Origin of the sequence: Litchfieldella rifensis (assembly GCF_042646605.1) — a bacterium.
GTDB lineage: Bacteria > Pseudomonadota > Gammaproteobacteria > Pseudomonadales > Halomonadaceae > Litchfieldella > Litchfieldella rifensis.
This window is the reverse complement of sequence record NZ_JBHRUG010000002.1, coordinates 347,064-372,171: the sequence shown is the minus strand read 5'-3', so window position 1 is coordinate 372,171 and position 25,108 is coordinate 347,064. Positions and strand designations below refer to the sequence as shown.

The 25,108-nt window shown below is 64.1% G+C and carries 21 protein-coding genes and 1 pseudogene; 10 read left to right on the top strand and 12 right to left on the bottom strand.

Features of this window, described 5'->3' with window-relative positions:
- Nucleotides 1-49 precede the first annotated feature (49 nt).
- The gene (gene msrA, locus ACFOEV_RS02200) at nucleotides 50-694 is read left to right on the top strand and encodes a peptide-methionine (S)-S-oxide reductase MsrA (RefSeq protein WP_386771151.1); all 645 of its coding nucleotides are present in this window, start codon (nucleotides 50-52) and stop codon (nucleotides 692-694) included.
- 96 nt (nucleotides 695-790) lie between these two features.
- On the opposite strand, the gene ACFOEV_RS02195 is transcribed toward msrA, so the two are convergent.
- Nucleotides 791-1,426 (bottom strand): C40 family peptidase, encoded by a 636-nt coding sequence (locus ACFOEV_RS02195; protein WP_386771149.1) that lies wholly within the window; start codon nucleotides 1,424-1,426, stop codon nucleotides 791-793.
- Nucleotides 1,427-1,672: 246 nt separating this feature from the next.
- On the bottom strand, nucleotides 1,673-4,132 hold the full coding sequence (locus ACFOEV_RS02190; RefSeq protein ID WP_386771147.1) for a DUF1266 domain-containing protein: 2,460 nt from the start codon (nucleotides 4,130-4,132) through the stop codon (nucleotides 1,673-1,675).
- Nucleotides 4,133-4,349: 217 nt separating this feature from the next.
- Between ACFOEV_RS02190 and ACFOEV_RS02185 the strand changes: the two genes are divergently transcribed.
- Both ACFOEV_RS02185 and gabT read left to right on the top strand, forming a co-directional pair.
- Nucleotides 4,350-5,795 (top strand): NAD-dependent succinate-semialdehyde dehydrogenase, encoded by a 1,446-nt coding sequence (locus ACFOEV_RS02185; protein ID WP_386771145.1) that lies wholly within the window; start codon nucleotides 4,350-4,352, stop codon nucleotides 5,793-5,795.
- A gap of 32 nt (nucleotides 5,796-5,827) precedes the next feature.
- Complete coding sequence (gene gabT / locus ACFOEV_RS02180; RefSeq protein ID WP_386771143.1) at nucleotides 5,828-7,126, top strand: 4-aminobutyrate--2-oxoglutarate transaminase; 1,299 nt, start codon at nucleotides 5,828-5,830, stop codon at nucleotides 7,124-7,126.
- An 84-nt stretch (nucleotides 7,127-7,210) separates the two neighbouring features.
- On the opposite strand, the gene ACFOEV_RS02175 is transcribed toward gabT, so the two are convergent.
- The 4 genes and pseudogenes from ACFOEV_RS02175 to ACFOEV_RS02160 form a co-directional block, all read right to left on the bottom strand.
- Nucleotides 7,211-7,357: a hypothetical protein gene (locus tag ACFOEV_RS02175; protein ID WP_386771141.1), complete on the bottom strand. Its 147-nt coding sequence runs from the start codon at nucleotides 7,355-7,357 to the stop codon at nucleotides 7,211-7,213.
- A 112-nt stretch (nucleotides 7,358-7,469) separates the two neighbouring features.
- Nucleotides 7,470-9,362, bottom strand: a pseudogene (gene katE / locus ACFOEV_RS02170) (catalase HPII); the annotation flags it as partial.
- Between the two features lie 287 nt (nucleotides 9,363-9,649).
- Complete coding sequence (locus tag ACFOEV_RS02165) at nucleotides 9,650-9,892, bottom strand: GlsB/YeaQ/YmgE family stress response membrane protein (protein WP_386771139.1); 243 nt, start codon at nucleotides 9,890-9,892, stop codon at nucleotides 9,650-9,652.
- A 54-nt stretch (nucleotides 9,893-9,946) separates the two neighbouring features.
- On the bottom strand, nucleotides 9,947-10,495 hold the full coding sequence (locus ACFOEV_RS02160) for a DUF924 family protein (RefSeq protein WP_386771137.1): 549 nt from the start codon (nucleotides 10,493-10,495) through the stop codon (nucleotides 9,947-9,949).
- A 122-nt stretch (nucleotides 10,496-10,617) separates the two neighbouring features.
- On the opposite strand from ACFOEV_RS02160, the gene ACFOEV_RS02155 reads away from it, so the two are divergent.
- The 7 genes from ACFOEV_RS02155 (at nucleotide 10,618) to ACFOEV_RS02125 (ending at nucleotide 17,941) form a co-directional block, all read left to right on the top strand.
- Entirely contained in the window at nucleotides 10,618-10,833 is a 216-nt protein-coding gene (locus tag ACFOEV_RS02155; RefSeq protein WP_386771135.1) for a hypothetical protein, read from the top strand.
- Between the two features lie 152 nt (nucleotides 10,834-10,985).
- Complete coding sequence (locus ACFOEV_RS02150) at nucleotides 10,986-12,581, top strand: solute:sodium symporter family transporter (protein WP_386771133.1); 1,596 nt, start codon at nucleotides 10,986-10,988, stop codon at nucleotides 12,579-12,581.
- A gap of 136 nt (nucleotides 12,582-12,717) precedes the next feature.
- Nucleotides 12,718-13,728 (top strand): GlxA family transcriptional regulator, encoded by a 1,011-nt coding sequence (locus ACFOEV_RS02145; protein WP_386771131.1) that lies wholly within the window; start codon nucleotides 12,718-12,720, stop codon nucleotides 13,726-13,728.
- A 12-nt stretch (nucleotides 13,729-13,740) separates the two neighbouring features.
- A complete protein-coding gene (locus ACFOEV_RS02140; RefSeq protein ID WP_386771129.1) occupies nucleotides 13,741-14,919 on the top strand; it encodes an MFS transporter in 1,179 nt (392 codons plus the stop codon).
- Between the two features lie 26 nt (nucleotides 14,920-14,945).
- Nucleotides 14,946-16,349, top strand: a complete 1,404-nt coding sequence (locus tag ACFOEV_RS02135) for a YcjX family GTP-binding protein (protein ID WP_386771127.1) — start codon at nucleotides 14,946-14,948, stop codon at nucleotides 16,347-16,349.
- The gene (locus tag ACFOEV_RS02130; RefSeq protein ID WP_386771125.1) at nucleotides 16,346-17,401 is read left to right on the top strand and encodes a TIGR01620 family protein; all 1,056 of its coding nucleotides are present in this window, start codon (nucleotides 16,346-16,348) and stop codon (nucleotides 17,399-17,401) included. Before ACFOEV_RS02135 ends, ACFOEV_RS02130 begins: the two co-directional genes overlap by 4 nt.
- A gap of 99 nt (nucleotides 17,402-17,500) precedes the next feature.
- A complete protein-coding gene (locus ACFOEV_RS02125; protein ID WP_386771123.1) occupies nucleotides 17,501-17,941 on the top strand; it encodes a universal stress protein in 441 nt (146 codons plus the stop codon).
- A gap of 42 nt (nucleotides 17,942-17,983) precedes the next feature.
- Here ACFOEV_RS02125 and ACFOEV_RS02120 read toward each other — a convergent pair whose 3' ends face one another.
- From ACFOEV_RS02120 to ACFOEV_RS02095, 6 genes are all read right to left on the bottom strand, one after another.
- Nucleotides 17,984-19,105, bottom strand: coding sequence for an ABC transporter ATP-binding protein (locus ACFOEV_RS02120; RefSeq protein ID WP_386771121.1), 1,122 nt, complete (start codon nucleotides 19,103-19,105; stop codon nucleotides 17,984-17,986).
- A gap of 19 nt (nucleotides 19,106-19,124) precedes the next feature.
- Entirely contained in the window at nucleotides 19,125-20,003 is an 879-nt protein-coding gene (locus ACFOEV_RS02115) for a carbohydrate ABC transporter permease (protein ID WP_386771119.1), read from the bottom strand.
- Complete coding sequence (locus tag ACFOEV_RS02110) at nucleotides 19,996-20,937, bottom strand: carbohydrate ABC transporter permease (RefSeq protein WP_386771117.1); 942 nt, start codon at nucleotides 20,935-20,937, stop codon at nucleotides 19,996-19,998. Before ACFOEV_RS02110 ends, ACFOEV_RS02115 begins: the two co-directional genes overlap by 8 nt.
- A gap of 80 nt (nucleotides 20,938-21,017) precedes the next feature.
- The gene (locus ACFOEV_RS02105; RefSeq protein ID WP_386771115.1) at nucleotides 21,018-22,292 is read right to left on the bottom strand and encodes an ABC transporter substrate-binding protein; all 1,275 of its coding nucleotides are present in this window, start codon (nucleotides 22,290-22,292) and stop codon (nucleotides 21,018-21,020) included.
- A gap of 120 nt (nucleotides 22,293-22,412) precedes the next feature.
- Nucleotides 22,413-23,618, bottom strand: a complete 1,206-nt coding sequence (locus ACFOEV_RS02100; protein ID WP_386771113.1) for an AGE family epimerase/isomerase — start codon at nucleotides 23,616-23,618, stop codon at nucleotides 22,413-22,415.
- A 99-nt stretch (nucleotides 23,619-23,717) separates the two neighbouring features.
- Nucleotides 23,718-25,103 (bottom strand): ATP-binding protein, encoded by a 1,386-nt coding sequence (locus tag ACFOEV_RS02095; protein WP_386771219.1) that lies wholly within the window; start codon nucleotides 25,101-25,103, stop codon nucleotides 23,718-23,720.
- Between the last annotated feature and the right edge of the window lie 5 nt (nucleotides 25,104-25,108).

Genomic DNA, 25,108 nt, shown 5'->3' with positions numbered 1-25,108 from the left:
GTTTCATGTTTTCACGACATTCCCCTACAAAGCGAACAAGGTAATCGACATGTCCCAGTCCGGCTCACGATTCGCCCGGCTGATGCCGCTGTGCATCGCGTTGCTGCTCACCGCCGCGGTGAGTCATGCTGCGGACCCGACGAGTGACACAGAGACGCAGGAAGCGTACTTCGCCGGTGGTTGTTTCTGGTGCATGGAAGAGGCTTTCGACCCGGTGGAAGGCGTGATCTCCACCACCTCGGGCTACACCGGTGGCGACGTCGACAACCCCACCTATGATCAGGTCAGTGCGGGTGGTACCGGCCATGCCGAAGTGGTGAAAATCGAATACGACCCGAAGCAGGTCGACTACACCGAACTGCTGTATGTCTTCTGGCGCAATATCGACCCCTTCGCCGAAGATCGTCAGTTCTGCGACGCGGGTGAATCCTATCGCAGTGCCATCTTCTATCGCAACGAGGAAGAGCGTGCCCAGGCCAAAGCCACCCGCGATGAGCTTGCCGAGCGTTTCGAGCGCGACATTGCCACCCAGATCGAGGCCTTCGACGCCTTCTACCCCGCCGAGGACTATCACCAGAACTACTACCAGGAGAACCCGTTGCGCTACCGCTTCTACAAGTCGGCCTGCGGTCGCAAGGAGCGCCTTGAGGAGGTGTGGGGCGACGAAGCCGGTGGCCTGAAGAAAAGCGGATAACAGCTTGCCTGGATAGCGCCTAACCTAAGAAGTGACGTTGTGAGCGGTCAGGACCTGTTCGTGCTGGCGCATCGTGAAACGCTATAGCGGGGCGCTTCAGCTTCCCGACAGCCAGGCGACCCGCTGTGCCAGTTGGGTCTGATCCATGGGACGGCGCGCCTGCCAGTAGTAGCGCTGCCAATAGACGTTATCCAGCTCGGAGAGAATCACGCCCTGTGAGGTGGAGGCGTGCAGGAAATAGCCATTGCCGACATAGACGCCGACATGCCGGTAGGGTCCCGGCGGACGAAAGAACACCAGGTCGCCGGCCTTCAGCTCGCTACGGTCGATGCGACTGCCCTGCAACACCTGTCCTTCGGTGGAACGCGGCAGGTCGATGCGAAAGCGTTCATTGAAGATATTCTGTACCAGTGCGGAACAATCGATGCCCGAGGCGCCCTCGCCTCCCAGGCGATACGGGGTGCCGACCCAACGCTCGTGCTCGGCCAGTAGCGCCTGACGAACCAGCGTCGATGACGGGCGCTGGAAGCTGCTCATCTCGTGTAGGGGATTATCCACCGGCGACATCGACAACTGGCCATCGAGACCAGGCATAGCCCTACTGAAGTATTCGGCGGAGTCTTGATCGTCGTTCCGAGAGGGGCCAGCACAGCCGGCGACAACAGCCAGTACCACGCACACTCCTGCAACACGCAGTCCGCTGGCTACCAGTGTCATGGCGACCATCTTCATGGCGACCTCGTTCGCAATCCTTGAACCGCCCCCATTCCGCGCAGCCAGCCGAACTCGCTGCGGATAAAGGGGTTGTCGCTGTGGCAGTGATGCGTGAAGGCATGGGCGACCCACGTCTTGCCTTCCCCGTACCACTGCCATAACGGCCTGTCGACGATTCATCATCGGCTCTCGACAGGCAGAGCCTTGTCATTCCGGCGTAGAATATAATCCATCTTGATCGTGTTTGGCGAGATCTGGCGATCACTAATGAAGCGTTCGGGCATCGCCGGGCAAGGTATCGATATGCAACGGTGCCCAGTGCCGCGGTCGAGCGCCGGGAAAGTCGAGGCTCGCCCAGGCCCCGGCCAGGGGTGGCGCGCCGGTGATCCAGGCCACCAGCGCCTCACGAAAACTCCTCAGATAGGACTCGCGCTCCTCGGTTTCTCCCATGAAGAAGGCAAAACCGGCATACAGGCCCCGGGCATACTCCTGCCAACCCGAATAATGCGCTTCGGCCAATGCCAGGGCCTCATCCAGAATGGCCGCGAACCGCGCCTCGTTCAGCCACCCCAACTGACGACCGGCGATCGCCAGGTCGACGGTCTGGGCCACATCCCAGGCGGTCATGTCGACCTCGTTGCAGCCGGCGTCATTATCGCGGACTCGCTCGAGGCGCAGCAGGTGATTGCGCTCTTCCTCGTCACACTCGCCGGATTCGAGGATGGCGATCTCCGCCTCCAGACGCGCCGTGTTGAGGGTATAGGGGGCATAGTTGATCTGGTATTCCTGACGATCGCCAGCCTCGAGCAGAAACGTCAGGAATTCACGTAGTTCTTCCGCGCGGTGCAGACCGTAGTGTCCATCGATCCATTCAAGGATCGCGTCGCCCTCACGCTCACTTTCGCGCAGCGGTTCGCTCCAGGCACCGGCATTCAAGGGCCCGACCAGCGATAACGCCGTAAAACGCGTCAGCGTCAAGCGTGGCCCTGGCTCCTGCCAGGCGCCGGGACGCCAATCCAACCAGTGGAAGGGGCTACCGGGATCGTCGCGATGCCAGCGGATCTCATATATCAGCGGCGTTTGTCCGTCCTCCGGCAGGGCCTGTTCCCAGCTCGCCCAGGCATCGAGCAGCCGGCGCGGACCGGAATAGAAGCGACACAGCACGCCGCGCAGCGATTCGGCCAGGCGCGTCAAACCCTCGGCATCGAAGTCGCCACTGTCCATGGCCATCTGCAGATAGAAGGCATACTTCTCGGCCATGTGGATGGTCGCCGCATGGCGGCTACAGCGCTTGAGGTTATCCCGCTGTGCCACCGCCTCGTCGGCGGGCTGTCCGAAGGGCGTGGTAAGCGACGGCAATGCCTCGTGACTGGCATCCGCCGCGAGTTGATTAAGGTGATGTGCCTGGGCGGGTAACCAGTATCGTGACAGCCCGGCAATCCCGTCGTCGGGGTACAGGCCCAAGGTTTCGCGCAGGTAACGTTGGGCATCCTCGCGCCGCGTCGCAGCGATGGCGGAGGGGGGGCCCTGACGATAGAGCAGATCCGGTTCACGTATCGCGGCCAACGACAACAGCCACTGACGCGCATCACCACGCCAGGCACGGATGGCGCTCTGAGCGGCCAGCCGATCGCCCTCGTGGATCACCGCCGGCAAGGGCTTGTGCCACGGGCTGGCCGGCGAGTGCAGCAATAGCGCCCAGTCGCGGCTGACACGGGCCATGCCATCGCGGCCTTCGAACAGGCTGCGCCCACGCTGGTAGGCATGCACCAGCGCTACCCAGTCGCTGTAACGGCGTGCGATCAGGTCCGCGGCATGAGCGGCGAAGGCCACCGCTTCGTCGTCGGACAGCCAATCCCGGCAACGGCCGGCATAGGCCAGGTCGATCAGTCGCAGCCAGTCCCAGCCCCCCCATTCCAGCGGTTCGCCCCGGTTCAGAAAGGCCAGCATTACGCGGCCATAGGGCTCAGCGCTGCCCAGCGAGGCCAGCCACTCCTGACGTGCCTCACCGTCCTGGTCGAGCAGGCGTGCAGCATCCAGGTCCCAGCCATAGCGATCACCTTGTCCGGCCAACCACAGCATCACACGGATCAACTCCTCGCGATCGTGCACCTGCCAGACCTCTTCCAGCCAATCATCCACCCCCGGCCAGTCCCGAGATTCGTCCATGGACGCTGTCAGTACCGGCGCGAAGGCCGCTCTCAGGCGCCACAAATCGCGCCCTTCGCCTTCGGGCCATAACGTCGCGGGCTCGCGCCGCTGGGTCAAGTGATCGGTCAGTACCTCCCAGGTAATTCCCTCGCCATCGTGTTCCAGCACGGCCAAGGCCTCGCAGGCCTCGTAGAAACCATCGTCGCCACGCACCCAGCCTTCCTGGCCACGCGCCTGCAACAGCGCCTTCAGCCAATCATCGAGCTGGCCGTAGTGCGCCGTGATGTCCATGGCCAAACGCCGCACCCAGGCCTGCGCCTGCGCCAGTGGCATCCAACCGGCTGCCGCGGCAAGGGCCAGGAACTCCAGCGCCGACAGTTGACGCAGCGGCTCGCCCGGCCCCGACGGCAAGGCTTCCACCAGCCGCCAGCCCAACTCACCCCGGTCGATAACACCCAGCTCGAGCAGGCGCGCAGCCGCCAGCTCTGCTTCTACGGCAGTCGGATCAGGCTCGAAGGCCCAATCGCACAAGACCAGTTGCTGGGCCCACCAGGCATTCAGGGGATCGACCAAAGCTCACCTCGTGACTCTAGAATCGGCGCCTTAGTGTAGCGGAAACCAACGGCCACGCCGATGCTCTGTGCGTCATCACGACCAGCATCGTTGTCTTACTCCGGCATGACAAGCGAGCTGACAAAGGGCTTGGCGAAGCGTTTTAAATATTGCACACTGCGTTAAACATGATAGCCACGAGCCTATGTTGCTTGCACCTTGATATCAGGAGAGCGCCATGTCGACACTTCCCGACCTGTTGATTCCCAAAGCCTATATCGACGGCCAATGGCGCTCTGGCGCCCGGCAATTCGCCGTTACCAATCCTGCCAGCGGCGAGGTGCTCGCCGAAGTACCCGACCTGGGAGCCGACGACGCCCGCGAGGCCATCGCCGCCGCCGAGGCCGCCTGGCCGGCCTGGCGCAAGCGTCCGGTCAAGGAGCGTTCGCGTCTGCTGCGCGCCTGGTTCGACGCCATCATGGCTCATCAGGAAGAGCTGGCCCACCTGATGACCCTGGAGCAGGGCAAGCCGCTCGCCGAGTCGCGTGGCGAGGTCGCCTATGGGGCGGCCTTCGTGGAATTCTATGCCGAACAGGCCAAGTGCATGGCCGGCGAGACCCTGCCCAGCCATGGGGTGGACAAGCGTATCCTGGTGTTTCGCGAACCGATCGGCGTGGTCGCCGCCATCACCCCCTGGAACTTCCCGCTGGCCATGATCACTCGCAAGTGCGCCCCGGCGCTGGCGGCCGGCTGCCCGGTGGTGATCAAGCCCGCCGAAGCCACGCCGCTCACCGCCCTGGCACTGGCCAAGCTGGCCGACGACGTTGGCCTGCCGGCCGGTGTGTTGAATGTCGTCACAGCCGCCCAGCCCGCCGCGATCGGTGAGGTACTGACCACCGACCCCCGCGTGCGCAAGGTGTCCTTCACCGGTTCTACCCCGGTGGGCAAGAAGCTGCTCGCCCAGTGTGCCGGCACCGTCAAGAAGGCCGCCATGGAACTGGGGGGCAATGCGCCCTTCATCGTCTTCGATGATGCCGACCTCGACGCTGCCGTGGAAGGCGCCATCGCTTCCAAGTTCCGCAACTCCGGCCAGACCTGCGTGTGCACCAACCGCTTTCTGGTCCAGGCCAGTGTCTACGACGCTTTCGTGGAGAAATTGGCCGCCCGCGTCGTCGAACTCAAGGTCGGCAACGGCCTGGAAAATGACGTGGTCCAAGGGCCACTGATCAATGCGGCCGCGGTGGACAAGGTGCAAGCACACATCCACGATGCCCTGGGCAAGGGCGCGCGACTGGTATGCGGTGGTGAACCCCACGCCCTGGGCGGCACCTTCTTCCAACCCACGGTGCTCGCCGATGTCACACCCGACATGCGCGTGGCCACGGACGAGACCTTCGGCCCGCTGGCGCCGGTGTTCCGGTTCGATACCGACGCGGAGGCCATCGCCATGGCCAACGCCACCGAATTCGGGCTGGCGGCCTACTTCTATGCCCGTGACTACCGGCGCATCTGGCATGTCATGGAGGGGCTGGAATATGGCATGGTGGCCGTCAACGAGGGGATCCTGTCCACCGAACTGGCGCCCTTCGGTGGCGTCAAGGAGTCCGGCCTGGGACGCGAGGGGTCGCATCACGGACTGGACGATTTCACTGAACTAAAATACGTGTGTGTCGGTGGCCTCTGAGTGCCAATCGCCTATTCGACAGGAGCAACGTCATGACTAATGCTGAACTCAACGAACTCAAGCAGCGCTATGTGGCCAGCGGTGCGGCAAGCCCCGCCACCCACTTTGCCGCGCGTGCCAAGAACGCCGAGATCTGGGATGCCGACGGCAAGCGCTTCATCGACTTCGCCGGCGGTATCGGCGTGCTCAATATCGGGCATTGCCATCCCAAGGTGGTCGACGCGGTCAAGGCTCAGCTCGACAAGGTGATGCACACCTGTCAGACGGTGATGCCCTACGAGGGCTACGTGAAAGTAGCTGAAAAGCTTAGCCAGATCGTCCCGGTGCGTGGCCATGCCAAGGTCATGCTGGCCAACTCCGGTGCCGAAGCCCTGGAAAATGCGGTCAAGGTTGCGCGGGCCGCGACCGGCAAGACCAACGTGATCTGTTTCGATGGCGGCTACCACGGCCGCACCTTCATGACCATGGCGATGAACGGCAAGGTCAGTCCCTACCAGACCGATTTTGGCCCCATGCCGGGCACGGTGTTCCGCGCGCCCTATCCGGTGCCGTATCACGGCGTCAGCGAGGACGAAGCCCTGCGCGGCCTGAAGATGGCCTTGAAAACCGATGCCAATCCCAAGGATACCGCCGCGATCGTTCTCGAGCCGGTACTCGGTGAGGGCGGCTTCTATCCCGCGCCGGCGAGCTTCCTGAAAGCGATTCGCGAGATCTGCGATGAGCACGGCATGCTGATGATCGTGGATGAAGTACAGAGCGGCTTCGGCCGCACCGGCAAGATGTTCGCGATCGAGCATAGCGGCGTGGAGCCGGATATCATGACCATGGCCAAGAGCATGGCGGACGGCATGCCGATCTCGGCTGTCGTGGGTACCGACAAGCACATGGACGCCTCCGGCGGCAACTCGCTGGGTGGCACCTACACCGGTAGCCCGGTCTCCTGTGCCGCTGCGCTGGCGGTACTCGAGGTCTTCGAGGAGGAAGGCATCCTCGAGAAAAGCCAGACGCTGGGCGACAAGCTGGCCAAGCGCTTCGCCACCTGGCAGCAGCAGTTCGACTGCGTCGACAACGCCCGCAATATGGGTGCCATGGCCGCCTTCGATCTGGTCTCCGACAAGGCCAACCACACCCCGGACGCCGATCTGACCGCAGCACTGTGCAAGAAGGCCCGCGAGAAGGGCCTGGTCCTGCTCTCCTGCGGTATGTACGGCAACTCCATCCGCTTCCTGATGCCAGTCACCATAGAGGACGAGATACTCGAAGAGGGCCTTGCCATCATCGAAGACTCCCTCAAGGAACTGGTCGGCAACAAGGCCTCTGCCACGGCCTGATAGCGCTCCCGCGCCCCGGACCGGAAAGCGCCCCGCTGTCGTGATCGACAGCGGGGCGCCTTTCGTTTGCCGGTCCGGGCACTGTCAGGCCGGCATGGCACTGGCCTTCGCATCACGCGACCAGACACGGTGCTTGCCCAACGCCTCGCTGAACGACGTGAAGACATCGTCCACCGTGGCGCCGACGATGACACCCTCCTCCTGAGTCGGCACCTCGGCGGCGGACAGCACCTCCTGGCCCTTGTCGATCGCGGCGATCACCTTGAGGTGCTTGTAGGCCTCCTGCCACGTAATACCGGCCCATGCCGGACTGGGCGAGCTCCCTGGCGCTCTGTTCACCACCGGCGACGATCACCGCATCCAGGGTCACCGAAGGCTGGCCATTGAGCATCGCATCGGGGGCGAGGGACTGGCCGTTGGCTCCTTTCACCGACGCCATGCTCGGTGCGATGACCAATCCCTCGGCTCCCTCGGCCTCGAGCTTGTTCCTGGCGGCTTCGACAGCATCGATATCGACACCATCGGCCACCAGAATCGCCACCTTGCGACTCTTGATATTGCCCGGCAGACGCGCCATCAGGCTCAGGGCCGGGGATTCCTGCAGTGAACTCCTGCCCAGTTCGTCGGCCGACGCCGGCTTGCTGCTCGGCGCTTCGATGCCGTGGATCTCGCCGACCCGGCGCGCCAGCTCGAGATCGATATTGGGCAGGATTTCCTTGATCACCCGCTCGCGGATCCACGGCCGACCGACCTTGGACAGCTCGAAGGCGTAGGCCGCGATGATATGCTCCTTCTCCGCCTCGCTCTGGCTGTTCCAGAACAGTGTGGCCTGGGAATAGTGATCGCCGAACGATTCGCTGCGCGCGCGAATCTTGTTGGCCTCGATGCGCTCGTAATGGGACTCGAAGCCACCGTCTTCCGGCGCCGGCGGCGTCTCGCTCGGCCAACCGCCGTCGATCGAATTGGGCTCGTAGGAGGCCTGGCCCTTGTTGATCGTCTGGCGATGCATGGAGTCGCGCTGGTTGTTGTGGAACGGGCATACCGGCTGGTTGATGGGGATCTCGTGGAAGTTCGGCCCGCCCAGGCGCAGCATCTGGGTATCGAGATACGAGAACAACCGCCCCTGCAGCAACGGGTCATTGCTGAAATCGATCCCCGGCACGACATTCGCCGGATTGAAGGCTACCTGCTCGGTCTCGGCGAAGAAGTTGTCCGGGTTGCGATCGAGCACCATCTTGCCGATCAGCGTGACCGGCACCTGCTCCTCGGGAATGATCTTGGTCGGATCGAGAATGTCGAAGTCGAACTTGTGCTCGTCCTCCTCCTCGACCACCTGGATGCCCAACTCGTACTCGAGAAAGTCGCCCTTCTCGATGTCGTCCCACATCGCCCGGCGGTTGAAGTCAGGGTCACGCCCCCACAGCTTCTGGGCCTCGTCCCACACCAGCGAGCAGGTGCCCGCCACCGGCTTCCAGTGGAACTTGGCGAAGCGCGCCTTGCCCTGCTTGTCGATCAGCCGGAAGCTATGCACACCGAAACCTTCCATATTGCGGAAATGGCGCGGGAAGGCGCGATCGGACATCGTCCACAGCACCATGTGCGTGGACTCCGGCATCAGCGACACGAAATCCCAGAAGGTGTCGTGGGCGGATTGCCCCTGGGGAATCTCATTGTGCGGCTCGGGCTTCACCGAATGCACGAAATCGGGGAACTTGATCGCATCCTGGATGAAGAACACCGGCAGGTTGTTGCCGACCAGGTCCCAGTTGCCCTCGTCGGTATAGAACTTGGTCGCGAAACCGCGCACATCGCGCACGGTGTCGTTCGAACCACGTGCCCCCTGCACGGTGGAGAAGCGCACGAACACGGGGGTCTTCTTGCCCGGGTCCTGGAACAGCCCCGCCTTGGAGTACTGGGCAGCGTTGTCGTAAGGCTGGAAGTAACCGTGCGCCGCCGCGCCACGCGCATGCACGATGCGCTCGGGGATACGCTCGTTATCGAAATGGTTGAGCTTCTCGCGGAAGATGAAGTCTTCCATCAGCGTCGGGCCACGCTCGCCGGATTTCAGCGAGTTGTGGTTGTCGGAAATTCGCGTGCCCTGGTTGGTCCGCAGGTCATGCCCCTCGGCATCGCTGCGGTACACGTTCAGGCTTTCCGACTTGCTGTGCTCGGTGGTCTTGAAGTCCTTGTCATTCGGACCACCGCTGTTCGGCTTCGTATGAGGGTTGTTTGCCATGGTCAACACCTCGTTGGCTGATGTGTCGTCCAAACCCAACTCGCACGAGCCCGCAAGCCGACACTGCTTCCGGCTCCCTGACGTTCAGGAACGTCCCAGGCCGTGCGAACCGTCGATCTTGCATCCTGCAACGTAGACCTATCGAAACCGGGGGGCACAAATTGAAACTGCATATGTGTGAAAGAGAAATTCACAATAGCCGCATCACAACCTTAACGACCATAAAAAACCGCCCAGCCACTTGGCTGGACGGTGTTGTCCTACCTACTGACAAGGCTAAGTCACATTCAACCGCTTCTGATCTTGGCGATTACCCATAGCAGGACCACGGCACCCACCGTCGCGGTCACCAACGAGCCGATGAAGCCGCCCGACTGCAGCCCGAGCAGGCTGAACAGAAAGCCGCCGACCACCGCGCCGACGATACCGACCCCGATGTTGCCGAGGATGCCGAAGCCGCCGCCGCGCATGATGTTGCCGGCGATCCAGCCCGCCAGACCACCAATGATCAACCACAGAATCAAGCCCATCTCTGCCTCTCCTTTTGCCGGTGAAAGACTCTTTTTCCCTCATTGTCGGGTCATTCAGAACGATGACCCGGGATCCTGCAAGAATGTCATCTCCTCGGGGGTCGATTCACGCCCGAGGATGGCATTGCGATGGGGATAACGCCCGAAACGGGCAATGATGTCGCGATGCCGCTGCTCGAAGCGCAGGTTCTCCTCGAGCCCCGGCTGGTCGAACAATCGCAGCGCCTCGTCGTGAATCGCCAGCGACTCGCTGTGCATGTAGGGCATGTACAGGAATGGCTTGTGCGTGACATCGAGGTGTCGATCGACGCGGTGCGCCACCGCTTCCTGAGCCAACGCCAGGGCCTGGGGATCCTGGGCGAAGGCCGCGGGCGTGTCGCGATGGATATTGCGCGAGAACTGATCGAGCACCAGGATCTCGGCCAGCCGCCCCATGGCGGAAAGGCGCCATTGCCAGAGTTCGCCATGCCGGGCCGCGTCGAGCAACGACGAGAAACGTGTCGCGATCTCGCGGTCCAGGGTTTCGTCCTTGGCAAACCATTGCCGCGGCGTCAGTTCGTCGAACCAGAATGCCAACACGTCTTGTACGGATACCTTGCTCAATTTGCCAGCTCCCTGGTGAACGCTTCCGATGGTGACAATGAGACAATCGCCACTCTTGATACCCTAGAGTAGTCGATGACGATGTCGACCCCAATCGCCACCCGGCGTTTCAAGGAGCCTGCATGAGTATCTACGAAGTGCTGGAAATGGCCAGATACCTTTTCAACCTCCTGGGCCTGGTGATCTGCCTCATCGGCCTGACCCTGGCCAAGCACTCCCGGAGGAAGGTGCTAGGCTACGGTATTGCTGTGCTGGGGTTCTTGATTGCGGTCAGCCCTATGCTGGTGCAGCTCTTCGGGCTGGTATCACCACCGCCTCCTCACACCATGCCTCAGTAATATTTCGCACTCATGGACAAGAAATTACGACTAAAGGCGTATGGAGGAAGCGAAATATCGCAATAGACTCCCAGCATCTAAAGTAATTTTACGGATAACTCCGGCCCGCTGACTGGCCGAAACCCATCCTCACCCTTGAAAGGACTCTCACCATGCATGCCCTGACCCTGGCATCGTTCCTGTTCTTTACCGGGCTGGTGGCACTGATCACCTGGCGCATGACCCGGCGCGACGACCACAGCAGTAGCCGTGGCTACTTCCTGGCCGGCCGCGCGCTGACCTTCCCGGTGATCGCCGGCTCGCTGTTGATGACCAACTTGTCCACCGAGCAGATGGTGGGCCTCAATGGCGCTGCCTTCAGCGACGGCCTGAGTGTGATGGCCTGGGAGGTAGTCGCGGTACTCGCACTCGTGGCACTGGGGTTGTTCTTCCTGCCACGCTTTCTGAGAAGCGGCATCACCACCGTGCCGCAGATGCTGCTGATTCGCTTCGACGGCGGGACACAGCTGATCTGTAACATCATCTTCCTGATCGCCTATGCGGTGATCCTGCTGCCGATCATTCTCTATTCCGGTGCCATAGGGCTGCAGGGCATGCTCGACCTGCCGGGACTCACCGGCATCCAATCCAGCACCCTCCTGCTATGGCTGACGGTGTGGGTCGTCGGCATCATCGGCTCGATCTACGCCCTGTTCGGCGGCCTGCGCACCGTCGCCGTATCCGACACCTTGAACGGCGTGGGCCTGTTGATCGGCGGCTTCGTGATCGTCTACTTCGGCCTGCAGGCAGTCAGCGACAATGGTGGCGTGCTGGCCGGCTGGGAGATCCTCAAGCAGAGCGACCCGGACAAGCTCAACTCCATCGGCGGCGCCAATCAGCAGGTGCCTTTCTCTACCCTGTTCACCGGCGTGTTCCTGATCAACCTCTTCTACTGGACCACCAACCAGCAGATCATTCAGCGCACCTTCGCCGCCAAGAACCTCGCCGAAGGCCAGAAGGGCGTGCTGCTGACCGGTCTTCTCAAACTGCTGGGGCCGCTGTACCTGGTGCTGCCGGGCATCATCGCCTACCACCTGTATGCCGATCAGGGCGTGCGCGCCGACGCGGCTTACGGCCATCTGGTGTTCAACGTGTTGCCCCCTTACCTGACGGGGTTCTTCGCCGCGGTGATGGTCGGCGCCATCCTGTCCTCGTTCAACTCCGCGCTCAACAGTACCACCACCATCTTCAGCCTGGGGTTGTACAAGGGAGTGCTGAACAAGAACGCCACCGACGAGCAGGTGGTCAAGTCGGGCAAGGTGTTCGGCTGGATCATGGCGGTGGTGACCATGACCATCGCCCCGCTGTTGGCCGGCCAGGAAAGCCTGTTCGGCTATCTGCAGAAGATGAACGCCATCTACTTTATTCCCATCCTGGCCGTGGTGCTGGTGGGCTTGTTGACCAAACGCGTGCCCGCCATGGCGGCCAAGATCGCGCTGGTCGGCGGCTGCCTGCTGATCGCCGCCGGCTACTTCGTTCCCCCGTTCAACAAGCTGCCGACGATCATGAACGAGTTCCACTTCGTGGCCAGCGTCTTCGTGCTGCTGGTCGCGATCATGCTGATCATGGGCAAGCTGCGCCCGCGGGAGACCGCGTGGATCCACGAGGACAGCGGAGCCGTCGACCTGACGCCATGGAAGGGGGCCATCCCCGCCGGTATCGTGCTGGTGGTTCTGGTCATCGCCATCTACGTGGCCTTCGCCGGCTGACGTACGAACGCCCCCATGCGACGCCCTGCCCGCCGGCAGGGCGTTTTTTCGCGCAATGTCCTGATCGGTGGGATACCGGTCGTTGCGGACACGCCCTCCACAGTCGACACTCGAGTGATCGTCACAGGAGAGTGTCATGCCCCGCACCATTGCCTTGCTGATCTATCCCGACTGCCAGTTGCTGGATGTCAGCGGCCCGTGGCAGGTCTTCGCCACCGCCAACCAACTGAGCGAGCGCCGGCTCTATCGGCTACATCTGGTGGCCGAGCGACCGGGCCCCGTGACCACCAACGGCGGCCTGATCCTGCAAGCCGAGCATGCCTGGCGAGAGCTCGATACTCTCGCTCCCCTCGATACGCTGCTGCTCTCCGGGGGTAGCGGAGTGAGGGCGCAATACCAGGATCCGGCCCTGTTGGAGACACTGCGTCACCAGGCCGCGCGCGTCCGGCGCCTGGGCTCCATCTGTACCGGTGCCTTCCTGCTCGCCGCCGCCGGGCTGCTGGACGGACGCCAAGCGACCACCCATTGGCGCCACTGCAAGCAGCTCGCCAACGATTACCCGCGAATCGAGGTACTCGCCGATGCCCTCTACCTGGAATCCGGTGGCCTGTATACCAGCGCCGGCGTGACCGCGGGCATCGATCTCGCGCTGTCGCTGCTCGAGGCCGACCAGGGCAGCGAGCTTGCCGGCCGGGTGGCCCGCGAACTGGTGATGTTCCTGCACCGGCCCGGTGGCCAGTCGCAGTTCAGCGAAGTCCTGGCCCAGCAGCACAAGGCCAGCGGTCCGTTGCGACGGCTGCTGGACCGTCTGCATGCCGATCCCGGCAAGGCATACCGCCTGGAGGACATGGCCGACTACATCGCCGTCTCGCCACGCCACCTGTCGCGCCTGTTCCGCCACCAGCTGGGGACCACTCCCGGCAGCTACCTGACCCGCCTGCGCCTGGAGCAGGCCCGGCTGGCACTGATCGAGAGTCCCCAGCCACTCCCCCTGGAACGCCTGGCCCGACGCTGGCAACTGGGGGGCGCCGAACAGTTGCGTCGCCTTTTCCAGCGCCACTACGGCGTCTCGCCTACGCTATATCGTCAACGCTTCGGCCGCCGCCTTCCGGACCACATTCCCCCCTCACTCGCCAAGGATGCCTAGGAGACCCCCCGCATGCCGCTTACCGTCACCCTACTGTCGCTCTGCCAGGCCCTGCTGGTCAGCGGCAACATTCTGCTGATCGCCGTTTCGCCATTGATCGGCTCGAACCTCGCCCCCAGCGCGACCTGGTCCACCGCCCCGGTGGCGACCCAGTGGCTGGGGCTGATGTGCGCGACCATCCCGGCCTCGTTGATCATGGCACGGCTGGGACGCAAGCGTGGCTTCCTGCTCGGCAACCTGCTGGGACTGGTCGGCGTCGGTACCGCCATGCAGGCGCTGATCGGCGAGAACTTCTTCCTCTTCATGCTCGGCACCTGGCTGATCGGCATCGGCATCGGCTTCGGCCAGCTCTACCGCTTCGCCGCCGTGGAAGCCGCGCCCCTGGCGCTGCGCGATCGCGCCATCGGCCTGGTGATGGGCGGCGGGGTGTTGGCGGCGTTCTTCGGCCCGTGGCTGGCACGGGTCAGCCGCGAACTGGCGGAGACGCCCTTCCTCGGCAGCTTTCTGGGTCTCGGCGCCCTCTACCTGGTCGCCCTGGTGATCCTCGCCCTGACGCGTCTGCCACCGGCCGAGATCACCCATGGCGACGATACGCCACGCCCGCTGGGCGAGATCCTGCGCCAACCGGTATTCATCGCCGCCGTGACGGCGGCCCTGGTCGGCTATGGCGTGATGAACCTGGCGATGACGTCGACGCCCCTGGCCATGGCCAGCGCCGGCTTTCACTTCGACCTCGTGGCAACCACCATCCAGTGGCATGTGCTGGCGATGTTCCTGCCTTCCTTCGTCACCGGCCACCTGACCGCCCGCTTCGGCCCCAGTCGCATGATCACCCTCGGTTGCCTGCTGCTGGTGGCCAGCGGCATGGTGGCCCAGGTCGACGCCGGCGTGCATGGCTTCCATACGGCGCTGATCCTGCTGGGGCTGGGCTGGAATTTCACTTTCCTGCCCGCCACCGGCCTGCTCACCGAGACCTATCGTCCGGCCGAGAAGGCTCGCACCCAGGCCGCCAACGAGTTCCTGGTGTTCTCCACCGTGGCCCTGACCGCCCTGTTGGCCGGCCCCCTGGTCAGCGGACTCGGCTGGGCCATGCTCAACGCCCTGTTGATTCCGCTGTCGCTGCTCCCGCTGCTGGCTCTCACCTGGCAGCGACTTGCCAGACGCCGGCAACGCCCGCACATTAGTGGCTGATCGTATTGCGAAGGGAATCGTCAGCCATGCGCCAGTCTCTGGCCCGCGAACTCAACGACCTGCTCGAACGTGGTCGCGACCGCCAGTTGCGCCTGGCGGTCACCGGCCTGTCGAATTCCGGCAAGACCGCCTTTCTGACCTCGCTGGTCTACCAACTCCGCCACGTCGGCCTGGAAGCCCGCCTCGATCTGCTGCCCGCCGCGCGCGAGGGACGCTTGCTGGGGGCCAAGCGCATGGCGCAGCAGGATCTCGGCGTGCCGCGCTTCCCTTATGACCAGGCCATGGAGGCGCTCGACGCGACCCCGCCACGCTGGCCCGAACCGACCCGCGGCATCAGTGAACTGCGGTTGACGCTGCGCTACCGGCCGGCCCGCTCCGGGCTGTTCCAGCGTGATACCGCGACCCTCACCCTGGACCTGTTCGATTATCCCGGCGAATGGCTGCTCGACCTGCCGCTGCTGGGCCACGACTATCTGAGCTGGAGCGAGAGCCAGCCGTTCGACCCCGATGCTCGACGCCAAGGCGAGCGCCACGCGCTGTTCGCCGACTGGCTCGATGCCGTGTCGACTCTCGACCCCGCCGCCAGTGCCGACGAAGCGCAGCTCGCCGCCATCGCCGAACGCTATGCCCAAGGGCTGCGTGCCGCCCGTGCCGCCGGCTTTTCCGACCTGCAACCGGGGCGTTTCCTGCTGCCCGGCGATCTCGAAGGCGCCCCGGTACTGCAGTTCTTTCCGCTGCCGGGGCTTGGCGACCGCGATCGCGCCACGCTCGCCAAGCTGCCCGAGGATAGCGTCTACCAGACCCTGGTCAGGCGCTTTGCCCACTACCAGCAGCATATCGTCAAACCCTTCTATCGCGACCATTTCCGGCGCTTCGATCGCCAGATCGTGCTGGTCGACGTGCTGGGGGCCCTGAATGCCGGTCCCGAGCGCTTCGAGGATCTGTCCCGGGCGCTCGGCACCCTGATGAAGAGCTTCGACTATGGCAAGCGCAGCCTGCTGTCCCGGCTGTTCTCGCCGCGCATCGATCGCCTGGCCATTGCCGCCACCAAGGCCGATCATGTGACGCCCGAGCAGCACGCCAACCTGGTCGCCCTGCTCGAAGCCCTGTTGGCCGAGCCGCTTCGGGACCTGCGCTTCGCCGCTGTCCCGGTGCGCGCGATGTCACTGGCTTCGATACGCGCCACCCAGGCCCGCGAGGTCGAACATCAGGGCAAGCGCACCGCGGCGCTGCGCGGCACTACCCTCGATGGCGAAGAGGTACTGGTGTTTCCCGGCGAAGTGCCGGCACGACTGCCCGATGCGACATTCTGGTCACGCCAGGGTTTCGACTTTCGTGCCTTCCGCCCGGCACCGCGCGAGAATGGTACCCTGGCCCATATCCGCTTGGATGTGGCCCTGGAGTGGCTGCTCGGAGACAAGTTGCAATGAGTGAAGCACGACAGCACGACCCGCGCCCCGGCCAGCGGTTTCGCCTCGACGACCGGGACGAGCCTGGCCCCCCGCTCCGCGACCCGCGCCCCACCGAGACCTTCGACCCGGAGCATGCTTCCCGCCCGCTGCCCGTCAGCGACACTGTCGAGCGGACCGAGGCCGTGGTCAGCAACAGCCTGGCGCGTCCACGCAAGCGCCGCTGGGGGCTGCTGACGCTGCTCGGCGGCGGCCTGGCGCTGGGCAGCGTGGAAGTCGGCCAGACACTATATGCCGCCTCGCTGGGCAACGACTGGCTGAACGGTGCCTGGAGCCTGCTCGGCCTGCTGGCGCTTGGCCTGGGGGGCTCGGCCCTGTTGCGCGAATTGTGGCGACTCAGGCGCCTGCGTCGTCACGTGACGCTGCGCGAGCGCCTCGAACGGCTCGATGTCGAGTCCCCACAAGCGGCTCGCCGGCTCGCCGAACAGCTCCGCGAACAACTCGACCTGGATGACGACCACCCTCACTGGCAGGGGTTCCTCAAGGCCTGGGAATCCCATCATGGCGGCGCCGAGACACGGGTATTGCTTGCCCACCACCTGTTGGCCCCGCGCGACCGCGAGGCCCGCCGCCTGATTTCGCGGATGTCCGGCGATACCGCCATCATGGTCGCGGTGAGCCCTCTGACCCTGGTCGACATGGCGTTGGTGGCGTGGCGCAACCTGGCGCTGGTCGACCGCCTGGCACGGCTCTATGGCCTCGAACTGGGCTACGCCAGCCGCTTGCGACTGTTTCGCGCCGTGCTCTACAACATGGCCTTTGCCGGCGCCAGCGAAATGGCCAGTGAGGCCAGCATGGAACTGCTGTCGATGAACCTGGCCGGCAAGCTATCGACGCGTGCCGGTCAAGGACTCGGCGTGGGGCTGCTGAGCGCGCGCCTGGGCCTGCGCACGCTGCGCCTGACCCGGCCGCTGCCCTTCGACGACGGCGAAGCCCCACGCATCGGCGACCTGCGTCGCGAACTCTGGCAGCAGTTGCGACGCCTGGACCAGGGCGAGAACGGTCGTCAGTAACGCCGGGCTTGACCTTGATCAAGTCAAGCCGGCAATGATCGTCTAGGCTGGGGAGTGATAGCCAAGCAGCCATCAGCTCACCGCACGGGAGATCGCGCCATGTTCAATTCGCTATTGATAGCCGTCGACGGTTCGGAAAATGCCAGGAAGGCACTGCACGTGGCCTGCGAACTGGCCAAGAATGGCGATACCAAGCTGCACATCCTGCATATTCCCGAGTCCCTGGCCCACGAAACCACGCTGGTCTGGGGCATCGGCGCCATTCCCCTCGAGGCCAACGAGGAAGATATCCAGAAAGCCGGCAGGCAGGTCATCGACAAGGCCAGGGCCAACGCCCAGGAGTTGGGCGTCAGCCAGGTCGAGACCCACCTCGACCAGGGCGAGCCGGCACGCACGATCCTGAGTCAAGCCGAACAGCTCGGCGTCGACGCCATCGTACTCGGCAGCCGTGGCCTCGGCGACCTCGCCGGGTTGGTGGTAGGCAGCGTCTCGCACAAGGTCACGCACAGTGCCAAGTGCACGGTGATCACGGTGCGTTGAGCCCGGGCGGAACGCCGGCCGGCAGTGGAGCCAGCCCCTGGCTCATGCCAGGCGCTGTTCGCTGTGCGGATCGAACAGCACCGCCCGCCCCATGTCGATGCGCAGCGCCAGGTGCTCGCCCGCCCCCACCCGGCACTTGGGACCGACCCGAGCCGTCACCTCTTGCTCACCCAGCGGCAAGCGCAGCAGGATATCGGCCCCGGTGGGCTCGACGACCGTGACCGGCGCCGAGAACAGGGTGCCTTCGGCCTGCTCGCCGAGGCGCTCGTCCTCTTCGCTGAAATGCTCGGGCCGCAGGCCCAGCACCACCGGCTGCCCCGCCCACTCGGCCAGTTCCGGCTGCTCACGGGATGCCGGCCAGGGCAGGGTCAGGTCCTCCGCCCCGGGAGTCGCGATACGTAGCCGATAATCGCCGGCCATGCCCTCGAGCGTCGCGGCGATAAAGTTCATCGACGGCGAGCCCATGAAGCCGGCCACGAAGATGTCTACCGGATCGTTGTAGACCTCATCGGGGGTACCGAGCTGGAGAATCCGGCCATCGCGCATTACCGCGATGCTGTCGGCGAGCGTCATGGCCTCGATCTGGTCGTGGGTGACATAGACGATGGTGGTGCCCAGGCGCTGATGCAGCTTCTTGATCTCGGTGCGCATCTCCACGCGTAGCTTGGCGTCGAGGTTGGAGAGTGGCTCGTCGAACAGGTAGATCTTGGGCTCGCGGGCCAGCGCACGACCCATGGCCACTCGCTGGCGCTGCCCACCGGAGAGCTGGGCCGGCTTGCGCTCCAGTAGATGCGAGATCTGCAGCAGATCGGCAACGCGCTCCACCGCCGCCTCGCGTTCGGCCTTGGGCACCTTGCGCATCTCCAGACCGAAGGCGATGTTCTGGCGTACTGTCATGCTCGGGTAGAGCGCATAGGACTGGAAGACCATGGCGATATCGCGTTCTGCCGGCGTGCGCCAGGTGACGTCCTCGCCGGCGATCAGGATCTCCCCACCGGTGACCGGTTCGAGGCCGGCGATGGCGTTCATCAGGGTCGATTTGCCGCACCCCGAGGGACCCACCAGGATCAGGAACTCGCCGGAATCGATGGCCAGGCTGACGTCCTTGAGCACCCGGGTGCTGCCGAAGTCCTTGCGGACCTCACGAATTTCCAATGCTGACATGTCAGATACCTCTTTCTTGTTATCCCTTGACCGAGCCGGCGGTGAGCCCTCGGACAAAATATTTTCCCGCCAGCACGTAGACCACCAGGGTAGGCAGCGCCGCGATCATGGCCGCGGCCATGTCGACGTTGTACTCCTTGACCCCGGTGGAGGTGTTGACCAGGTTGTTGAGCGCCACCGTCACCGGCTGGGTGTCGTGGGCCGAGAACGCCACCCCGAACAGGAAGTCGTTCCAGATCTGGGTGAACTGCCAGATCACCGAGACCACGATGATCGGCGCCGATACCGGCAGCAGGATGCGCCAGAAGATGCGAAAGAAACCGGCTCCGTCGAGCTTGGCCGCCGATACCAGCTCGCTGGGCACCGCCACATAGAAGTTGCGGAAGAACAGCGTGGTGAAGGCGATTCCGAATACCACGTGCACCAGGATCAATCCCGCCCGCGAACTCGACAGCCCCAACCAGCCCAGGGTCTGGGCCATGGGCAGCAGGATCACCTGAAAGGGAATGAAACAGCCGAACAGCATCAGCGCGAAGAGCAGCTCCGAGCCCTTGAAGCACCATTTGGTCAGCGCATAGCCGTTTAGCGCCCCGATGGTGGTGGAGATCAGTACCGCAGGAATGACGATGGCGAAGGAGTTCCAGAAATAGCCACTCACGCCTTCGCAGCGCATGCCGGTACAGGCCTCGCCCCAGGCCTTGACCCAAGGCGCGAAGGTGGGCTCGAGCGGTAGCGCCAGCAGGGTCCCGGCACGAATCTCCTCCAGCGGCTTGACCGAGGTGAGCAGCATGACCGCCAACGGCAACAGGTAGAGAAGTGCCATGACCAGCAGCGCGGCATAGAGGGTGGCGCGCGCCAGACGCGCTCCCGGGGTGCGACGGCGAATCACGTTATCCATGCTTGCGGCTCCGCAATTCCGAATACAGGTAGGGGATCAGGATCGCCAGCACACCACCCAGCATCAGCATGGCGCTGGCCGAACCCAACCCGATCTGGGCACGGGTGAAGGCATGGGCATACATGAAGGTGGCCGGCAGGTCCGAGGAGTAGCCGGGCCCGCCGCCGGTCAGCGCCACCACCAGGTCGAAGCTCTTGATGGCGATATGCGAAAGGATCATCACGGCACTGAACACCACCGGGCGCAGGCAGGGGATCACCACTCGCCAGTAGATGCGCGGCAGGCTGGCCCCATCGAGCTGGGCGGCCTTGATGATGCTGTCGTCGATCCCACGCAAGCCGGCCAGGAACAGTGCCATGACGAAGCCCGAGGCTTGCCACACGGCGGCGATCACCAGGGTATAGACCGCCATGTCAGGGTCCACCAGCCAGTCGAAGGTGAAATTCTCGAAACCCCAGCCGCGCACCATGGCCTGGATGCCCAAGCCAGGGTTGAGCAGCCATTTCCACACCACCCCGGTGACGATGAACGACAGGGCCATGGGGTACAGGTAGATGGTGCGCAACGCGCCTTCCTGACGGATGCGCTGGTCGAGGAGGATGGCAATCCAGGCCCCCAGCACCAGGCAGATACCGACGAACAGGCCGCCGAAGATCACCAGGTTGGTGGCGGCGACCCACCAGCGTTCGTTGCCCATCAGATGCGCATATTGCGCAAAGCCGACGAAGTCGTAGCTCGGCAGCATGCGCGAACCGGTCAGTGACAGCACGAAGGTCCACAGCATGAAGCCGTAAACGAAGAACAGCGAGATGGCGGCGGAGGGTGCCAGCACCAGGCGCGGCAACCATTCCTGCAGCCGCGCCGCCGACGTGCGGTGCCCGGTCCGCGACGCGGCGACAGCGGACGCCGCCGCGGAAGTCGATACAGGTTTCATCGGGGGATACCTCAACAACGAGGATGGATCGGGGAAGCCCGCCCCGGGACGGGCTTCACGCATGCAGTCGATCCGGGCCGTCAGCCGGCCACGCTTGCCGCCCGTACCAGGCGTTCGGCGGCCTGCTCGGCGGTCATGTCCGCGGAGTTGAAGTAGTTGGTGATGATATCGAAGAAGGCCCCCTGGACATCGCTGCGCATGGCCATGCGGTGGGCCATGCTCGGCACCAGGGTGTTGCCCTCGCTGGCGCCCTGGAAGTCCGCCAGCGACTGTTGGGCACAGCTATCGAACTCGCTCATGTCGAGGTCGGGACGCGCCGGGATCGACCCCTTGACCTGGTTGAAAGCACTCTGGAACTCGGGCTCGAGCACCAGTCTGGCCAGGGTCTGCTGGGCCTCGCGGGCGGCGTCATCGGTGACCCGGAACATGGCGAAGCTGTCGATATTGAAGATGAAGTCCGACGCAGTGCCGGGCACCGGCGCGCACACATAGTCCTCGCCGGCCTCGAGCCCCGCGGCGATGAACTCGCCCTTGGCCCAGTCGCCCATGATCTGCATCGCGGCATGCCCCCCGATGACCATGGAGGTCGACAGATTCCAGTCGCGGCCCGGCATACCGTCATCCATCAGTTCGCGCAGACGCTTGAAGGTGGTGAGCGCCTCGATCATGGTGTCGCTTTCGAGCGCTTCGGCGTCCAGTTCGACGAAGGCCTGACGATAGAGGTCGCTGCCGCCTAGGCTGAGCACCACGCTCTCGAAAACGGTGGCATCCTGCCAGGGCTGACCGCCATGCGCGAGGGGCACATAACCGGCCGCGCGCAGTTGCTCGCCGACCACGAACATTTCGTCCCAACTGGTTGGGACCTCGACGCCGGCATCGGCGAACACTTCGGGATTGGCCCACAGCCAGTTGACTCGGTGCACGTTCACCGGCACGGCGACGTACTGACCGTCATGGCGCATCATGTCGGCGACCACCTCGGGCAACAGCGCATCCCAGTCGCCCTGTTCGGCGACGTCATCGAGGTTGCCGAGCAGCCCCAGCTCACCCCACTCCTGGATTTCGGGACCGTTGATCTGCGCCGCCGAGGGCGGGTTGCCGGACATGGCGCGGGACTTGAGCACCGTCATGGCGCTGTCACCGGCACCGCCGGCCACGGCGAAGTCCTTCCAGCTATGGCCTTCCGCCTCGACCAGTTCCTTGAGCACCCCGACGGCCTGGGCCTCGCCGCCCGAGGTCCACCAGTGCAGTACCTCCACCTCACCGGCCTGGACCTGGGTTGCGCCCAGGGTACCGGCGACGGCCAGGCCGAGCAGCGTCTTCCCGAGGATCGGGGGTTGCTTGAATGCGCGCATGGGACGTGTCTCCACTTATTGTTGGTTGTCATGAGCCGTCATCCACAACGGCTCATGACACGCTAGCGCATTCAAGGCCTGGAGAGGGGTTACCTAGTGCTGGATAGTGTTGCGGCTTTATTACGAGACTGAAATATTTCCCCGGCGCAAGGTGTCGATGACGTCGTAGCACGCGCCCATGGTGTGGTAATCGACCTTGCCGGCCGGACTCTTCTCGTCGGAGTAACGTCGGTTATCGGGGCTCAGGATTCGGTACCAGGCACCGTGCTGATGATCGATCATGTGCCGCCAGCTGAAGTCCCACAGCCGCTCGTACCAGCGCCAGAAGCGTCGCTCGCCGGTACGGCTGCCGAGCATCGCCGCGGCCGCCAGACTCTCGGCCTGCACCCAGAAGTACTTGTCGCCGTCGCAGATGTCGCCCTTGAGATCGAGCCCATAGACCAGGCCGCCGTGTTCGGGATGCCAGCCGGCCTCGACGCTGGTCAGGAACAGGCGACGAGCGGTGGGCAGCAGCCACGCCTCGGCGCGGTGACGCTCCAGCATCAGCAGCAGCTTGGCCCACTCGGTCTGGTGGCCGACCTGGTAACCCCAGGGACGAAACAGATGGCGCGGGTCGTCGCGATGGTAGTCCAGGTCCAGGCGCCACTGGCGATCGTAGTGCTCCCAGATCCAGCCCTTGCCCCGCTCTGAGGCGCTCTGCCCCGCCTGACGCAGGCAGATGGCCCGGGCGACCAGCAGGGCGCGCTCCAGAAACTGCTCGTCCCCGGTGGCGTCGAAGGCCGCGATCAATGCCTCGCAACTGTGCATGTTGGCGTTCTGGCCACGATAGTCGGCGACCCGCCAGTGACGATCCGCCTCGTCGGCATAGAGCTGCCATTGCGGCTCCCAGAAGCGTCGCGTCTGGAGTGCGTGCACACGGTAAAGCCCTTCGCGAGCCTCTTCGATACCGGCCTTGAGCGCCGTGGCATAGGCCAGCAGCACGAAGGCCAGGCCATAGCAGTGATTGGTGTCGTCCTCGACCCGGCCATCGCGCAGCGTCCAGGCATAGCCCTGATAGTCGTCCTGAAAATGCGCCTGCTCGAGGTATCTCAGGCCGTGGCGCGCCCAGTGCAGGTATTCCGGATGCTGGAAATGGTCGCCGTAGCGGGCATAGGTAAAAACGTAGCGGGCGCTGGAGACCAGATGGCGGTGATGGCGGTCATAGATCTCGCCGTCGTCGCGCAGGTAATGGAAGAATCCGCCATGGGGATCGATGGCGCACGGGTGGTAAAAGGCCATGGTCTTGCGGATATGGGCTTCGAGAAAGGCGGTGTCGTAGACGTTCATGGGTCGCCTCCTGGTGGCGCGGGCAAAGGGATATCGTCAGCCTACCCGATCGCCAGTGGTCCCCCGTGTTTCCTAATGCTGCAAAGTGTTGCAAGGTTCTCACTGACGAGGAAATTCGAGCGTCACCACCAGGCCGCCATCGGGATGATTGGCGAGCCCGAGCTCGCCGCCATGGGCACGCACGATATGACGCGCGATGCCCAGTCCCAGGCCGCTGCCGCCGGTATGACGGCTGCGCGACGGCTCCAGCCGCACGAACGGTTCGAAGACCCGTTGACGTTGCGCTTCGGGAATTCCCGGGCCCCGATCGCGAATCGTGATGGTCAACTTCCGCGCCTCGTCGCTGAGGATCACCTCGGCGCGGCGGCCATAGAAGACGGCATTCTCCAACAGGTTGCCCAGGCAACGCTTGAAGGCCAGCGGCTTGACCGCCAACGGTGCCACCCGCCCTTCGATACTCACCTCCGCGTCCTGGAGGCGCAATTCCTCGGCCAGGTCGTCCAGCATCCGGCGCGGGTCGATGCGCTCGATATTCTCATGCAGGTCCAGCCCCTTGACCGACGCCAGGGCGCCCTTGACCAGCAGATCCAGTTCATCCAGCGCCGCGCAGAAGCGCTCACGCTGTCCCTCGTCATCGAGCATTTCGGCGCGCAGACGCATGCGGGTGATGGGCGTCTTCAGGTCGTGGGAGATCGCCGAGAACAGCCGCTCGCGTTCCTCCACCTGTTGCCGGATGCGCTGTTGCATGCGGTTGAAGGCCTGGGTGGTATCCAGGGTCTCGCGGGGGCCCCGCTCCGGCAGCGGCGGCGTATCGAGGTCATCGCCGAGTTGTCGCGCCGCCCGCGCCAGCCGGGCCAGCGGACGGGTGACACTGCGAATGCCCAGCAGCGACAGGCCGATCACCGTCAACAGCACGATCAAGGCGGCGAACAGACGCTCCTCGGATAGCCACCCGTCGTCGTTGAACAGGTCCGGGACCGGCAGCAGGGTCGCGACGTACAGCCAGGCATTCGACTCGAGCTTCAGTTGCACCACCAGGATCGGCGGCTCCAGCGGATCCAGCAACAGGCTATAGTGCCCCCAGCGCGGTGGCAGGTCCCTGAGCAGCACCTCGTTGTTGAGCAGGCGCAGGTCTTCGGGGCGCGAGAATTCCACCAGCGCATCGCGGATGCCGAGCTCCGAGGCCAGTACCCGCTGGAAGTTGTCCACCACCAGCGCCTTGGCGGGACCATCGCCGATATCGAGAACGGGAATGCGGTGGTCGTTGATGCTGACGAAGAAACGCGTACCGCCCATGTTGCGCAACTGATCCAGGACGATATGCCGGTATTCGTACGGCAACGAACGGAAGAAGCGCACCGTGGAGGCAACGCTGAAGGCCACGTTGTTCGACAGCTCGTCGATCTGCTCCAACTGGCTGGTGCGTGTCTGGGCGGTCCAGATGGCATAGCTGGAGAGCTGGGCGCCAAGCACGCCGACGATCATGATCA